Here is a 14,364-nt window from a genome sequence, read left to right as displayed (position 1 = left end):
TATGGTATGTTCATATCGATTTATATGAAAGCAAGTTTGGAAAGGAAGAAGAATATGGCAAAGCAGAATATTGGCGTCGTCGGCGTCGGTGTCATGGGACGCAGCCTAGCTTTGAACTTGGAAAGCAAAGGGTTTTCTGTCTCTCTTTATGACGTCTCAGAAGAACGGATCAACGAAATTCTTGACCACAACAAAGGCAAGCGTTTAGTCGGTACTTTTTCATTAGAAGAGTTTGTTCATTCTTTGGAAAAGCCGCGCAAAATTATGCTTATGGTTCAAGCTGGCCAAGTCACAGATCAAGTAATTGATTCCGTGATCCCGCTATTAGATAAAAAAGACATTCTCATTGATGGCGGCAATACTTATTATACCGATACAATACGCCGCTCCCAAACAGCAGCTGAGCATGGGATTCACTTTATCGGCACAGGCGTTTCCGGAGGTGAAGAAGGAGCCCTAAAAGGCCCGTCCATTATGCCAGGTGGGCAGAAAGAAGCCTATGAACTCGTCAAGCCAATGTTTGAAAAAATTGCGGCGCAAGTAAATGGCGAACCTTGCACGACTTACATCGGCCCCGATGGTGCTGGCCATTACGTAAAAATGGTCCATAATGGCATTGAATACGGGGACATGCAATTGATTTGTGAAGCCTATTCGCTATTAGTAAACGTGCTTGGCCTTAATGCTGAAGACTTGCACAGTGTATTTAAGGAATGGAATGAAGGAGAACTTGATAGTTATTTAATAGAGATTACCGCCGACATTTTCACAAAAGTCGATGAAGAAACAGGAAAACCGATGGTTGATGTGATTTTGGATACAGCCGGTCAAAAAGGAACTGGAAAATGGACAAGCAAAAGCTCACTTGATCTAGGCGTACCTCTTCCAGTTATTACTGAATCGGTCTTTGCCCGCTTCCTTTCCGCTATGAAAGAAGAACGCGTTAAAGCGAGCCAAATATTGTCAGGCCCAGAGAAAAAACAATTCACAGGCGATAAGCAGGAATTAATTGAACGAATTCGCCAAGCACTGTATTTCAGCAAAGTGCTTTCCTACGCCCAAGGATTTTCGCAGTTGAAATCGATGTCCTTAGAAATGAATTGGAACCTTCAATATGGAGAGATCGCGAAAATTTTCCGCGGCGGCTGTATTATCCGCGCTGCCTTTTTACAAAACATTACGGATGCCTTTGAGCGAGATGCCAACTTAGACAACTTGCTGCTTGATCCGTACTTTGAAAACATTTCCAGAAAGTATCAACAAGCACTGCGTGAAGTGGTAGCTCTAGCAGTTGAATATGGCATCCCCGTTCCTGGATTTTCGAGTGCCATTTCTTACTATGACAGTTACCGGAGTGAGCGCCTGCCAGCTAACTTGCTCCAAGCACAGCGTGATTACTTTGGCGCCCATACGTATCAACGCATTGACAAAGAAGGCGTTTTCCATACAAATTGGCTTGACTAAGGCGGCTAGTAACAACAAAAAAGCTTGGTCTAACTATTATCAAGACCTAAACTGAAAAAGTTAGATAATTAAAGGACATAACATATTGTATATGACGAATATGTTATGTCCTCTCTCACTCAGCGAACACGCCGATGTTTAATTAATTTATTTCACAAACTCTTGCTTTTCTCCTTCTTTTATGGAGCTGGCAATAACTTCACATTTTTTAATAGCCCAATTGTAATGATTAAAAGTGTTGGCTGCAAAATAGCTATATAAGTTACTTGTTTTAGTCCATTTATAATATTTCTTTGTCATGATTTCTTCATTTGTATGTAATCGAATTAGCTCCATTACTCTTTCATGACTTAACTTCAACTTTTTTATAGCCTGATTTAATGTTACATCTTGATAATTTTCCCAAATTTGCATATTAAGTAACTTGATTGTTCTCCATTTATAACCTGGTGCAGGCATAAAAGGAACATCTCCATCCATACCCTCTCTATACCATCTTTCAAGCATTGTGTGCCATTCATACAGGTGCATAATTATATCACGGAAATTCTTGTCTCTTTCTTGAGTTTCAATAGAAATAGTTCGTTTTCTGCTAGGCACTGATTCAATTATTTCAAGCAGCGCTTTAAAACTTTTGTCGCTATCCAATAATAGATTTTCTTTTTTACTTTTCATTCCCCTTAAAATCTCCCTTTTTACTATATATTATCATAATATGTACAACCTAATCTAACTAACAAAAAAAGAGGATATATGCTCATATAAAGAACATAATATCCGCTTATTCGTTTAGTCTATTCAATTTTTCAGCCAAGCTTTTTTATTTACATTTCTTCAACAGGCCACCATGAAAAGCCGTCTGCTTCAAGAAGCTCATCCGCTTCTTTCGGCCCCATCGACCCAGCTCGATAGGTTGGCAGTTTTTCTCCGCTTTCTGACCACGCTTTGGAGATCGCATCAACAAGCGACCATGACAAACTAACTTCATCCCAATGGGCAAAGTTTGTGGCATCGCCCATCATGCAATCAAAGAGGAGCCGCTCATATGCCTCAGGCGTGTTAAACCGGTCTTCGCTATCATGCCTGTATTGCAAATGGACAGGCGTTGTATCTGCGGAGCCAATCTTTTTGCCGTTCAAAACAATCGTCATGCCTTCATCAGGCTGGATATGGATGATCAACAAATTCGGCCCAGTCTGTTTGTTTTCCTTGCTATACAGATTTAAAGGTAATTCCTTAAATTCAACAACGATTTTCGTTGACTTCACCGCCATCCGCTTTCCAGTGCGGATATAAAAAGGGACGCCTGCCCAAACATGATTGTCAATCATTAACTTTGCCGCAACGTAAGTCTCTGTTTTTGACGAATCACTCACATTTTCTTCTTCTAAATAGCCAATCACTTCTTGCCCATTGATTTCCCCTCGGCCATATTGCCCGCGTACCACATTTTCCTTGATGCTCTCGCCGACAATCGGGCGCAATGCGCGTAGCACTTTAATTTTTTCGCTACGTATATCATCGGTGGACAAACGAAGAGGTACATCCATTGCCAAGAGAGACACCATTTGCAGCATATGGTTTTGTACCATATCACGAAGGGCTCCTGATTTTTCATAATAGCCGCCCCGTCCTTCGACACCGAGCTGCTCACTGGAAGTCACTTGGATATTAGCGATATGCCGGTTGTTCCACAATGAACCAAATATGGCATTGGCAAAACGGATCACTTGAATGTTTTGCACCATTTCTTTGCCTAAATAGTGGTCGATCCGATAAATTTCATCTTCTGAAAATGCCTGGCGTATTTCGTCATTTAAACGGATAGCCGATTGCAAGTCTGTGCCAAACGGTTTCTCAATCACAAGACGCGTCCATCCTTGCGTGTCCTTTAGCCCTTCGTTATGTATTGACTGTGCAATTTGCCCAAAAAATTCAGGTGCCATTGCCATATAAAAAATACGGTTCCCAGGAATTTGGAATGTCTCATCCAAAATATGCAACTTGTCATTGAGCTCGCTATAGGAATCTTTGTTGGTGACATCAAATGATAGATAGGAAAAATGCTTTAAAAATGATTCAGTCACTTCAGGACGTTGCTCGCCAAGTTCTTCTTGGATCGATTCCATCACGACTGTTCTTAGTTTTTCATCATCCCATTCACGGCGCCCTAAACCTACTACAGCAAAATGTTCGTTCAAATTGCCTTTTCTGTATAAATTGTATATAGAAGGAAACAATTTTCGTTTTGCTAAATCACCTGTAGAGCCAAAAATAACAAAAACCGCTTCCGCTTGTTCGATCTGGTTCATCTTTTTACCTCTTTTCTTGACTGTCTTTTTCTTCTCTTGATAAGCAATTGGCAATAGGTGTTTGTTGCCCTTCCCCATTATACCGAAAATGGTGCTCAGACAGCTAAAATTTGCTTAGCAACCATCTAACTTTCTTCCTTTAATGCTTTGCTGTACTTATCTAAAAAGATTTTTTCTATTATACACTTGATTAACGGCAATTGCACTCCTTGTTTTTTTGTGTTTGGATTGATTTAACAGCCTCATTCCGCTATACAATAGGCGTAAGCTGTGTTATAGTAGAAAGTGCCTTAATAATTTCCCCGACATTCTGCCTTTTCCCAGCAGAATGTTTTTTTATGTTCAGCGTCTTCCTCTCATAGTTTTTTCCCATTTTCCAATACATACTCCTTTTCCTCAAAAAGCTTTCCTTTGCTTGTTTTTTGTTGTAGCTTATTGTTTCGTTTTTAAATACGGTATGTGAAATTTTTTGGTTTGGAGAAGCTGTAGTTGGGCTATTTAATACAGTACGTGAAATTAAAAACAAATGGCTTTGCTTTTTTGATTCTTCGCGCATATTTTCTCTTTACAGTGAATACGTTCTTTAAAAGGAGCTGATTGGCATGTACGGAAATGGCGAATGGGTTATTTACAAAGCAGGCCGCGCACGCATTCTTGGTTGGATTAGCGAAGCAAAAGTGGTGGCGTCCAATTCAGCGAACACCCCCATCAAAACAATTTACCAATTCCATACCAAGCAGCGTGTCTTAAATGGTAAGCAGCCGCTTTTGGCAAATGAAGATGACTTGCAAACATGTTCCCCCAAACTGAAAGCCGATGATATTCGCGCACTTCAAGAGATTGCCCTTTTGACTAAGGACAAGCAATGGTTTCTCGAATTAAGCAACGCTCACCATTCTCATGCTTAAACAGTGAGGTAGCCGACTTAGTCGACAAAATCATTCAGACTGATAGAAAACGTTTGTCAGACGAGGAGTGCAGCCGAGGGAAGATGTGAATAGAACGGGGGTTCATGAGCATATGACCGAGGCAACGACGAAGTATGCGAGCGTTTGTCTACAGTCTGAAAGGACGGCATAAAGCCGCCCTTTTTATTTTCTTGCTTTCAAGATGAATCGATGCTGTGTCGTTTCAAAATACCCGTTCTTTTTTATTTCCTGGCTGATATGATCCAACTGGGGCAGATGGCGTTCCACAGAAAAGCCTGGTGCTTGCCAGGGAATCGCCCGCAAGTAATAAATAAGCGCACCAATATCAAAAAAACGCTGCTTTGGAAAAGCCTTCCTCTTAGCTTCAACGCTGAAGCCGTGTGCAACTAAGCGGTCAACGGCCACTTCCAGCTTCCATTCGGCAAATTCAGTATTTAAAGGAAGTGAAAGCGCCTCGTTGATTTCTTTGCAATCATCACCGCCAGCCTGTTGGGTAATAAACGTTCCACCTGGTTTTAATATACGGGCTAATTCTTGCTCGCTGTATGATTCATGACGGTTGATAATGCTGTCAAAAGCCTCATCAGAAAAGGGCAGATTGTCATCATCTTCTATATAACGTACACTGACGCCAAACGGAGCTAATGCTTTTTGCGCCATTTCTACATTGGGCTCATACCCCTCTGTCGCATAGACCTTTCCTCGAAATGGAGCACACGAAGACAAAAATTCGCCGCCGCCTGTGCCCATATCCAGCACTGTCCGTTGCTTAAGTGACTCCTTGACCCATTCCCGATAAGACCAGTCGAGCTCATCCTCTTTCACTCGCCCTCTTAACTGCTCAAAATTCCAACCGCTAAATGACTGCTTCATTGCTGTTTCTACTTGTTCTAAAAAGGTCTTGCTATATGCCATCTTTTTGACTCCTCCCCATAAATAAACAGATATATGCCGATTTGTCCCGATTTATGTGGAGGTCCTCTGCACCGTTGTTACGTAAACCCTAGTTTGAGCAGCAACTATGTCACTCCTTTTTCAGCTTCCTTTGTTTTTTCCTATTGTAACATAGCTCCATTTATTCGACTTAAACCATTTACAGAACATACGTTTTCAAGGTAAAATAATGATAATGAAAAATCATGTTACAAAAAAGGGGAATGACCTTTGGAAATAAAAATCGCCACGACACTTGCAGAGTTAGAACAAGCCTTTCATATTAGGGAAAGGGTGTTTGTCCAGGAGCAACATTGCCCACTTGAAGACGAGTTTGACCGATATGACCATCTTGATGCTGCTTGTACACATGTCATTGCTTATGACGGGCATAAAGCAGTCGGGACAGGCCGTATCCGTTTAGTCGAAAACGCCGGGAAACTCGAACGGATTTGCATTTTAAAAGACTGGCGCCAAAAAGGCGTCGGCAGAGAAATCATAAAAGCATTGGAAGCCATTGCTTTGCAAAAAGGCGCTGTCTCGTTGTTGCTCCATGGCCAACAACATGCAGAAGAGTTTTATCATCGTCTTGGATACGAAACGGCTTCTGACGTCTTTATGGAAGACGGTATTCCCCATTTGTTAATGAAAAAAGAAGTTTAGCATCTATGAAAGCCAGCCTGTTTTCATTCTTTTGCTGGCTTTTTTAATTTAGCCGTCTGATCTGAATGTTTGCTAAGCGCACTTCTATTCGTTGACTAGGTGTCCCACGAATGTAATCCAAGTCGTAAATCATTTCAGCAATTGCCCCTTGAAAAGACAGATCTTTGCTGATTCGTAAATGGACTTTATTAATGGTCCCCGCATAATCTAAAAATTGTTTTGCTTCCTCGCCTTTAATTTGATGAAGAAGATCGTGATTATCCATATCAACAAATTCAACGATCATCGTGCTTCCCCCTATATTCCAATTTATCTATTTTATGTTCTTTTGTTTAACGGCATGCCGTTTATTGAAGGAAGCCGAAAAAGCACAACAAGAAACACGGTTTTCATTGGGGAATCTACTATTAGGAAAGCAACAGCGTACCAAATTCCTTATGGCCAGCGATGCCCATCGACAACGTTTCAGTTTCCATAAACAGCAGGAGAATAATTAAGCGTTTTTCTCATCTCGCCTAGGTAATGCTTTTATTGCACAGCTGTAACACCCTTAATCTTTGTATGGATCAAATTCATTTTCGCCAGCCATACAAACACCAACAGGCTTTAAGCGGTGTTTTATTTTAATCGTATTTTTATGAGCAGAGAGGACCGTATCTAATTTTTTATATACGAACGGGCTTTCATCTGTGCCTCCGCCGCGCAATTCCACTCCAAACGCAGCAAGCGCAGCTGCCATTTGCTCAGAGCTAATTGCTCCGCCGCTACGGCGTCTGTTCTTGCCTTTCCCTGTAAAACGGCCCGCCGCCTGTGTACGGCTCATTAATCTGCCAGCGCCATGGACGGTGCTGTAAAAAGCGTCCTTGTTTTCCTTGCTATCAATGCCCTCAACAATGACTGAATAATCACCCATACTGCCACCGATAAATCCAAGCTGTCCTGGAGCAGAAGGCGTTGCTCCTTTGCGGACAACATAAACGTCTTTGCCATTGTGCGTTTCCTTCCAAGCAAAGTTATGATGGTTATGAACAGAGAACGTTTCTTTTGCTTGCAAAATGGCGAGCACTTTAGCAATACAATGGTCTCTGCCGGCATATGCGTATTTTCCGGCTAAGTTCATTGCTCGGATGTACATGTCACCTAACTCGGAGGCAACATCAAACAAAGTCGGTACATCCTCCATGCTCTCCCCGCTAACTTTGCTGGCAAACGGCTTGTTTTTCGCCAAGTTCAAAAAACCGCTAGCTGTTTTATGGCCTAACCCCCTACTGCCAAAATGGTTCGCGACCCATAAAATGCCTGTTTCTTCTTCCACAAACAAATCAACGAAATGGTTGCCGCTCCCAATCGTTCCGAGTTGGTTACGCGCCAATGTTTGTAATGTGTCTGTAAGCCCCGGTTCAATTTCCGAAAACACATGCCAGTCAGGATCAGAAAACAGTTCATGGTCAACTGGCTGCTTGTTTTTTTGGCCAATGCCGAACGAGAGCGTTTCGTAAATTTCGTCGAGAAGCTGAGGCAGCGCCAAGCGAATCTCCTCGAAAGTAACATTTGTGCGCACTGCTTTGTTGCCACAGGCAATATCATAACCGACTCCAGAAGGGGATACTTGGCCGTCATAGACGACAACGCCTCCTACCGGTTGGCTGTAGCCTTTATGGTGGTCAGCCATTAATAACGTTTGGACAACATCGCCATGCTGGCTGCAGCGAACGGCCTGTTCAACAGCGTTTTCAAGTGGATCTCCCCACACGCGGACACCATCGATCGTTTTATACATATGTGTTTCCCTCTCCATCCCGTTTGAATACCATTTTTACTGTATGAAAGACATGGCCAAATAGCCGCTCTTTAAATTCGTTTTTGTAAGCAAAACCACATTTTGTGTAAAAGCGTTCAGCACGAAAATTGCCTTTTTCAAGGTACACAACAAGTGGTTCGCCTTGTTTTAGTTCGCGTACGACTGTTTCAAAAAGCAATGTCCCTGCTCCAAAACCAAGCATCTTAGGATCGACATAAAGGGCAGCCAAATCGGTTTCGTTTTCACTTCTAGTCAGCTGGGCAAAGCCAATGACTTTACCAGCCTCTTCCGCCACAAAAAAAGCAGCAGAAGAGTTGATCTTAACCGACAAGCTTTGACGCGAATAAGCTTGCTCGATGTAAACTTGGCGGATATCAGCGGGAATCAAGTCTTTATACGTGTCTTCCCATGAACGCTTGGCAATCTCTTGGATAAGGACAATGTCTTGTTTTTCTGCTTTCCTTGTTTTCATTTGCTCCCTCCAACATTAAAAGAAGGCGTTCAGCCTTCTTTTAACGGGTTTGCTTTTTCTTGTTCATGGATAATATCACGGAAAGCAAAATCGCCTCTTTCAAGCCCTTTGATTAAAATTTCAGCGGTCCCCATATTTGTTGCCAGCGGTACACTTTGCACATCACATAAACGAATTAAAGCAGTGACATCCGGCTCATGGGGTTGCGCCGTCAACGGGTCGCGCATAAACAAAATCAAATCGAATTGATTCTCAGCAACGAGCGCCCCGATTTGCTGATCGCCCCCTAATGGGCCAGACTTAAAACGGGTCACAACCAACTCAGTCGCCTCCATGATCCGAGTGCCCGTTGTACCAGTCGCGTACAGCTCATGCTCTTTTAAAATGGGCTCATAAGCAACACAAAAATCAACCAATTCTTGTTTTTTCTTGTCGTGGGCAATTAAAGCGATTTTCATGTCGTTCTCCCCTTAATCGATTAAATTTTCAAGACCATATACTAGCGTCGAGAGCTTGACCACTTGTTCAACGGCAAGCTTTACGCCAGGCATAAAACTTTCACGGTTTAGCGAATCGTGGCGTATCGATAACGTTTGCCCCACTCCGCCAAACAGCACTTCTTGATGGGCCACTCGCCCAGGTAAACGGACAGAGTGGATTTTCATGCCATCGAAGTCAGCTCCTCTTGCGCCTGCCATCTCTTCTCTTTCCTGCTCATGCCCTTGCTTTTTCGGAGCCCGCACCTCTGCAATGAGCTGTGCCGTTTTTACCGCTGTACCCGATGGCGCATCAAGCTTGCGGTCATGGTGCTGTTCAATAATTTCAACGTCATTCATGTACCGTGCTGCCGTTTGCGCGAATTTCATCATTAAAATCGCGCCGATAGCAAAGTTAGGAGCGATGATGGCGCCCAGCTCTTTTGCTTCAGCCAGTTTCGTTAAATCGCGAATATCTTCATCACTAAACCCTGTCGTTCCCACAACCGGACGAACGCCATGCTCAAACGCCACTTCCATATGTTTTCTACCAAAGGCAGGTGCCGTCAAATCAATTAATACATCTGGTTCATGCTCCGCAAAACAGCGTGCCATATCGGTATATACTGGCACATCGCCTTGTTGGAATTCTTGCAAACCTTTTAATTGCTTGCCGTCATTTTTTGAATCAACTACAGCAACCAGTTCAAATGATTCTTCTCGCAGACAAAGTTTGACTGCTTCTTGGCCCATGTTGCCACGTGGCCCTGCAATTACAATACGTGTCATTGATTCTGTTCTCCTTTTTCTTTTTTCGTCCAGCGGTCTTTGTCTCTTGTTTGGAATTTATGCATGACAAGATCATGCGCTTCGCTTAAATCGATTTGAAGTGAGTTCGCCAAACAAATGAGGACAAACAGCATATCACCGATCTCTTGTTCCATCGTTTTGTCTTCTTCTGATGCTTTTTTGGGCTTCTCGCCATAGTAATGGTTCACTTCCCTTGCTAGCTCGCCTAATTCTTCCGTCAAGCGGGCCAACATTGCCAGTGGACTAAAATATCCTTCTTTAAACTGCCCTATGTACGAGTCGACTTCTTTTTGCATTTCTGCGATTGTTTTTCCTTCAGGCATCATTGGCACTTCCTTTCCCCTTCTATCCTAGCGAAAAGCACGCGCCTGCGCAATTTAAAAATAATGACGTGATATTTCTTTTTTCCGTGAAGTTGAGTAAACTAAGGATGGACGCGAAAAGGAGGCGATTGCTTGGCAGTCAACCGGCACGTTAAAAACATTTTTTTCATTTTGCTCGGCACAGCGCTTATGTCGTTTGGCCTCGTTTACTTTAATATGGAACACCAATTGGCAGACGGCGGCGTTACAGGCATTACATTGCTTTTTTTCTTTTTATTTACGATCAACCCGGCAATCACCAACATCGTAATTAACATTCCGTTGTTTTTTATAGGCTGGCGGATGTTAGGCCGGATTCCTTTTTACTATACACTCGTAGGCACATTCAGTTTATCGCTATTCCTTGATTTGTTCCAGCGTATCAACTTACATATTTTCCTTGGCAATGACTTAATGCTGGCCGCATTGTTCGCCGGGGCCATCGTCGGTACAGGGCTTGGGCTTGTCTTCCGTTTTGGTGGCACAACCGGCGGCGCAGACATCATTGCGAAACTATGCTTGCGCTATTTTGGCTGGAGCATCGGGCGGACCTTTTTTGTATTTGATTCGTGTGTCATTGCTATCTCTCTCGTCTATCTTGATTTGCGTGAAGCGATGTACACGATAGTCTATGTGTTTATTGCCGCCAAAGTCATTGACTTTATCCAACAAGGATCCTACAATGCGAAAGCTGCCTTTGTCATCTCCGAGTCGATTACGGAGATCTCAGAAGCGATTTTACGTGAAATGGGCCGAGGCGCAACGACGCTACAAGGAAAAGGCACATTTACTGGCGACGAAAAAGAAATTTTATATTGCGTCGTCGCCCGCAATGAAACGGTGAGGTTGCGCAATATTGTGCATCGCATTGACCCCCATGCGTTCATGACCATCCACGATGTTTCCGAAGCGGCCGGTGAAGGGTTTACACTCGATGACAACAAGCAACCGATTCGAATTGGCTAAGCAGTAAAAAAGCAACAGAGCCTGTCGCTTCTCTGTTGCTTTTCTTTCTTTTCCAGGGCCATTCCCCTTCTTCATTTAGCGCTATTTTGCTTTGGACCGTTACCGTTTTTCGACTTGGCTAGGACTGCTCTCTTTTTTCGTCAAACCAAGGCATGTACTAAGGGCCAACACGCTTGTGGCAAACATAATCGCTGCCATCGGCACTGCTGTTGATTCATCGATGCCGACAAGCGGTGCAACCATCGCTCCAAGGAATAAGGGCAACATGCCGAGCATCGCGCTAGCACTGCCGGCACGATGGCTTTGTTTGGCAATTCCTAACGTAAAGGAAGAGGTTGTGATCATTCCCATTGACGTCATGTAAATAAAAATGGAAACGACAATTGTCCATAATGGCCCTTGAATGGCCGCCATGCAGACAAGAATAGCTGTAGCTGAGCTCGCAACCATCACCCCTGTTTTCAACAACGTTCGTTCATGAACTATGCCGGCTAAACGGCCAACCACGAATGTACCGGTGATGATCGCTAGACCATTGATGCCAAATAACACACTATAAACTTGTTCGTTTACACCGTAAATGCCTTGATAAACAAACGGAGTGCCCGCCACATAGGCAAAACTGCCGCCATGAGCGAGCCCGAGTGTAAGTGCATAGCCGATAAAAGAACGGTCTTTAAGCAAATCTTTGAATGTCCATAGGATATGCGACAAAGAGCTTGGCACTCGCTTGCTTGGTGGAAGCGATTCTTCTAGCTTTATTCCTGCAACGAGAACGATTAAGACCCCGAGCAAAGACAAAAACAAGAAAATCCACCCCCAGCGCGCCCCTGGCAACAGCAAAATCGCCCCGCCCGCCATTGGTGCTAACATCGGCGCCACGGCATTGATCACCATAAGCAACGCAAAGAATTTTGTTAATGCTTGGCCTGTAAAAACATCACGGACAACCGCACGAGACACGACAATCCCAGCTGCTGCCGTAAATCCTTGTAAAAAGCGGCCAGCAATCAAAACGCCAATATTTGGAGCAAACGCACATAAAAGCGAAGCAGCGGCAAATAACGTAATTGAAATGAGCAATGGCCGTTTCCTTCCCTTTGCGTCGCTGATCGGGCCGACGACAAGTTGCCCGATCGCTAAACCGATTAAGCACGTTGTTAAACTTAGTTGTACAAGCGAAGCGGGCGCATGCAGATCTTCGCTAATTTGCAAAAAGCTCGGCAAATACATATCAATATTGAGCGGCCCAAGGACAGCTAGCATTCCAAGCAAAAACGCAAGCGCCAACCTCTCCATTCCTGTTGGATTCTGTTTCATTCTGTCTCCCCATTTCTGATAAACAAACTCAGTCTACTTTAGGGAAACCATGTTTGTAAAGGGCTTTGCCCCAAAAAACGAGCATGGTCTGTTGACATTTGTGCATTAGCTCACTGTTAAAGCGCTTTTTCGGGGCATGCCTGCTCCCAAATTAAGTTAACACGAAAAAACCAGCCCAAGTGAATGAGCTGGTTTCAGACTAAGCCGATTTGTTCCGACCATTAGTCGCGTTGTGCCAAGTAAATCATAATGAATCGTGCTAGTTCGAGCAAAGCGACAAGCGCTGCTGCCACGTAAGTTAAAGCAGCGGCATCAAGGACTTTCTTTGTTTCCCGCTCTTCGTTGTTTACAATAATCCCACTTGCCACCATTTGCTCCATTGCTCTGTTGGAAGCGTTAAACTCAACTGGCAACGTAACCACTTGAAATAACACAGCGGTGGCAAAAAAGATAATACCCATTAGCAAAACAGGGTTTCCGCCGACTTGAGCACCGACGCCGAAGAGCAAACCGGCCAAAATCAGCCATTGGCCTAAATTGCTGCCGATGGAAGCAACCGGTGCCAAAGCGCTGCGAAATTTCAAGAATGAGTAGTTTTCTGCATCTTGGATCGCGTGTCCTACTTCATGAGCAGCAATGGCCGCCCCGGCAACTGAAGCGTTGCGGTAATTGTCTGTTGACAACCGTACAACTTTGGCACGTGGATCGTAGTGGTCAGATAACTCCCCTTTTACCTCTTCGACTTCAACATCATAAATGCCGTTGTCATGAAGAATTTTCCGGGCTACTTCTGCACCTGTCATTCCTGCGCTGTTACGGATGCGCGAATATTTTTTATACGCCCGTTTTACTTTTCCTTGAGCCAGAAGCGGGATTAGAATGAGAAACGCTAAATAAAACAAATAAACACCGAGACTCATTGAAATCACCTCACTTTATCTTAATACTATTATCGTAATCAAAACGTCAAAGAAAGTCAAACTTCCCGCTATGGTTGCAAGCTCTTTTTTGAACGACCGTCACAGTTTTGACACATTTTATTCTTTTGCTTTTACTCGCCGTTTCTCAGCCCGGTATTTCCGATAACCAACATAAGATAAGGACGCAACAAGCGGTCCACCGATAGACAGAATCGCCCATAAAAGCGATGGGTCTATCCCATCCTCGCCACTACCATCATAAAGTTCTTTAAAAGCGCCACGCATCGTTTCAATATGATCTTCCAGTTGCTCAGGGGATACGGATTGGTTTTCTAATAAAGCAAAATACGAGTCAAAACGTACGACGGTTTGTTCAGTTGTGCTTATGTGGATAGACGGACGAATCATGCCGTATAGGGAATGAAATGCATTTATTTGGCGTTTCAGAGCTTGGGCATCTTTTGACACAGCCGCTTCCTCTAGATCGTCTAGTGACGCCATCACTTGCGCTTCCGTGCTTTTCCAAAGGGGTTCGCTGTTTTTGGCAAACGCGTCAATCGCAAGGCGAAACGCTGTGACGAGGCGAATACGTTCATCATCAGGCATATTTGTAGCCGTTAATGCATCTTCAGCATTTTCAAACGTTGTCGTTAGTGTGCGTAACGAAGACATTGTCCATTCCTGGTCTTCAAAATCATAAGAAAGGAAAAAATCAGCAAACACACTCATTAGCCGTTTTCCATCTTCATAACGCTGTTCTTTCGTTAGCTTCAGCACTTGATTGGCCGTATGATTCAATTCTTTCCACGCTTGGGCATCATTAGCAGAGCCAGGCATAGGCAGCATCACTACGATACAAACAAGCAAAACGAGCATCATCCAATGACGCATTTCTTGTCCCTCCTCTGTTCTAAACATCCTATGAACAAAAGGACA

The 14,364-nt window shown here is 43.7% G+C and carries 17 protein-coding genes; 4 read left to right on the top strand and 13 right to left on the bottom strand.

Annotated features, from left to right (window positions below; translation table 11 throughout):
• The first annotated feature begins 54 nt into the window (after positions 1-54).
• Positions 55-1,464 (top strand): NADP-dependent phosphogluconate dehydrogenase, encoded by a 1,410-nt coding sequence (gene gndA / locus V5G21_RS19095; RefSeq protein WP_011246769.1) that lies wholly within the window; start codon positions 55-57, stop codon positions 1,462-1,464.
• A gap of 147 nt (positions 1,465-1,611) precedes the next feature.
• Here the strand turns inward: gndA and V5G21_RS19090 are convergent, their stop codons facing one another.
• From V5G21_RS19090 to V5G21_RS19080, 3 genes are all read right to left on the bottom strand, one after another.
• Entirely contained in the window at positions 1,612-2,139 is a 528-nt protein-coding gene (locus V5G21_RS19090) for a ClbS/DfsB family four-helix bundle protein (protein WP_011246768.1), read from the bottom strand.
• 149 nt (positions 2,140-2,288) lie between these two features.
• The gene (gene zwf / locus V5G21_RS19085; RefSeq protein ID WP_011246767.1) at positions 2,289-3,776 is read right to left on the bottom strand and encodes a glucose-6-phosphate dehydrogenase; all 1,488 of its coding nucleotides are present in this window, start codon (positions 3,774-3,776) and stop codon (positions 2,289-2,291) included.
• Between the two features lie 250 nt (positions 3,777-4,026).
• Entirely contained in the window at positions 4,027-4,332 is a 306-nt protein-coding gene (locus V5G21_RS19080; protein ID WP_041823804.1) for a hypothetical protein, read from the bottom strand.
• Between the two features lie 46 nt (positions 4,333-4,378).
• On the opposite strand from V5G21_RS19080, the gene V5G21_RS19075 reads away from it, so the two are divergent.
• A complete protein-coding gene (locus V5G21_RS19075; RefSeq protein ID WP_011246766.1) occupies positions 4,379-4,684 on the top strand; it encodes a hypothetical protein in 306 nt (101 codons plus the stop codon).
• A gap of 183 nt (positions 4,685-4,867) precedes the next feature.
• Here the strand turns inward: V5G21_RS19075 and V5G21_RS19070 are convergent, their stop codons facing one another.
• Positions 4,868-5,620: a class I SAM-dependent methyltransferase gene (locus V5G21_RS19070; RefSeq protein WP_095293674.1), complete on the bottom strand. Its 753-nt coding sequence runs from the start codon at positions 5,618-5,620 to the stop codon at positions 4,868-4,870.
• Positions 5,621-5,869: 249 nt separating this feature from the next.
• On the opposite strand from V5G21_RS19070, the gene V5G21_RS19065 reads away from it, so the two are divergent.
• On the top strand, positions 5,870-6,301 hold the full coding sequence (locus tag V5G21_RS19065; RefSeq protein ID WP_011246764.1) for a GNAT family N-acetyltransferase: 432 nt from the start codon (positions 5,870-5,872) through the stop codon (positions 6,299-6,301).
• A gap of 43 nt (positions 6,302-6,344) precedes the next feature.
• On the opposite strand, the gene V5G21_RS19060 is transcribed toward V5G21_RS19065, so the two are convergent.
• The 6 genes from V5G21_RS19060 to V5G21_RS19035 all read right to left on the bottom strand — a co-directional run bounded on the left by V5G21_RS19060 (position 6,345) and on the right by V5G21_RS19035 (position 10,156).
• Positions 6,345-6,587: a hypothetical protein gene (locus tag V5G21_RS19060; RefSeq protein ID WP_011246763.1), complete on the bottom strand. Its 243-nt coding sequence runs from the start codon at positions 6,585-6,587 to the stop codon at positions 6,345-6,347.
• Positions 6,588-6,851: 264 nt separating this feature from the next.
• The gene (locus V5G21_RS19055; RefSeq protein WP_011246762.1) at positions 6,852-8,081 is read right to left on the bottom strand and encodes an RtcB family protein; all 1,230 of its coding nucleotides are present in this window, start codon (positions 8,079-8,081) and stop codon (positions 6,852-6,854) included.
• Entirely contained in the window at positions 8,074-8,574 is a 501-nt protein-coding gene (locus V5G21_RS19050) for a GNAT family N-acetyltransferase (protein ID WP_011246761.1), read from the bottom strand. Before V5G21_RS19050 ends, V5G21_RS19055 begins: the two co-directional genes overlap by 8 nt.
• Before the next feature lie 29 nt (positions 8,575-8,603).
• Complete coding sequence (gene mgsA / locus V5G21_RS19045; RefSeq protein ID WP_011246760.1) at positions 8,604-9,032, bottom strand: methylglyoxal synthase; 429 nt, start codon at positions 9,030-9,032, stop codon at positions 8,604-8,606.
• A gap of 12 nt (positions 9,033-9,044) precedes the next feature.
• Positions 9,045-9,839: a 4-hydroxy-tetrahydrodipicolinate reductase gene (dapB, locus tag V5G21_RS19040; RefSeq protein ID WP_011246759.1), complete on the bottom strand. Its 795-nt coding sequence runs from the start codon at positions 9,837-9,839 to the stop codon at positions 9,045-9,047.
• Positions 9,836-10,156 (bottom strand): nucleotide pyrophosphohydrolase, encoded by a 321-nt coding sequence (locus V5G21_RS19035; protein WP_372513899.1) that lies wholly within the window; start codon positions 10,154-10,156, stop codon positions 9,836-9,838. Before V5G21_RS19035 ends, dapB begins: the two co-directional genes overlap by 4 nt.
• A 159-nt stretch (positions 10,157-10,315) precedes the next feature.
• Here V5G21_RS19035 and V5G21_RS19030 point away from each other — a divergent pair, with 159 nt between their 5' ends.
• On the top strand, positions 10,316-11,188 hold the full coding sequence (locus tag V5G21_RS19030) for a YitT family protein (RefSeq protein ID WP_011246757.1): 873 nt from the start codon (positions 10,316-10,318) through the stop codon (positions 11,186-11,188).
• A 99-nt stretch (positions 11,189-11,287) separates the two neighbouring features.
• Here V5G21_RS19030 and V5G21_RS19025 read toward each other — a convergent pair whose 3' ends face one another.
• The 3 genes from V5G21_RS19025 to ypjB all read right to left on the bottom strand — a co-directional run bounded on the left by V5G21_RS19025 (position 11,288) and on the right by ypjB (position 14,319).
• Positions 11,288-12,508 (bottom strand): Bcr/CflA family efflux MFS transporter, encoded by a 1,221-nt coding sequence (locus V5G21_RS19025; RefSeq protein ID WP_011246756.1) that lies wholly within the window; start codon positions 12,506-12,508, stop codon positions 11,288-11,290.
• Between the two features lie 221 nt (positions 12,509-12,729).
• Positions 12,730-13,428 (bottom strand): zinc metallopeptidase, encoded by a 699-nt coding sequence (locus tag V5G21_RS19020; RefSeq protein WP_011246755.1) that lies wholly within the window; start codon positions 13,426-13,428, stop codon positions 12,730-12,732.
• Between the two features lie 117 nt (positions 13,429-13,545).
• Positions 13,546-14,319 (bottom strand): sporulation protein YpjB, encoded by a 774-nt coding sequence (gene ypjB, locus V5G21_RS19015; RefSeq protein ID WP_011246754.1) that lies wholly within the window; start codon positions 14,317-14,319, stop codon positions 13,546-13,548.
• Positions 14,320-14,364: the final 45 nt, after the last annotated feature.

Origin of the sequence: Shouchella rhizosphaerae (assembly GCF_036700015.1) — a bacterium.
GTDB classification, from domain to species: domain Bacteria; phylum Bacillota; class Bacilli; order Bacillales; family Bacillaceae_D; genus Shouchella; species Shouchella rhizosphaerae.
This window is presented reverse-complemented; position numbering and strand designations above follow the sequence as displayed.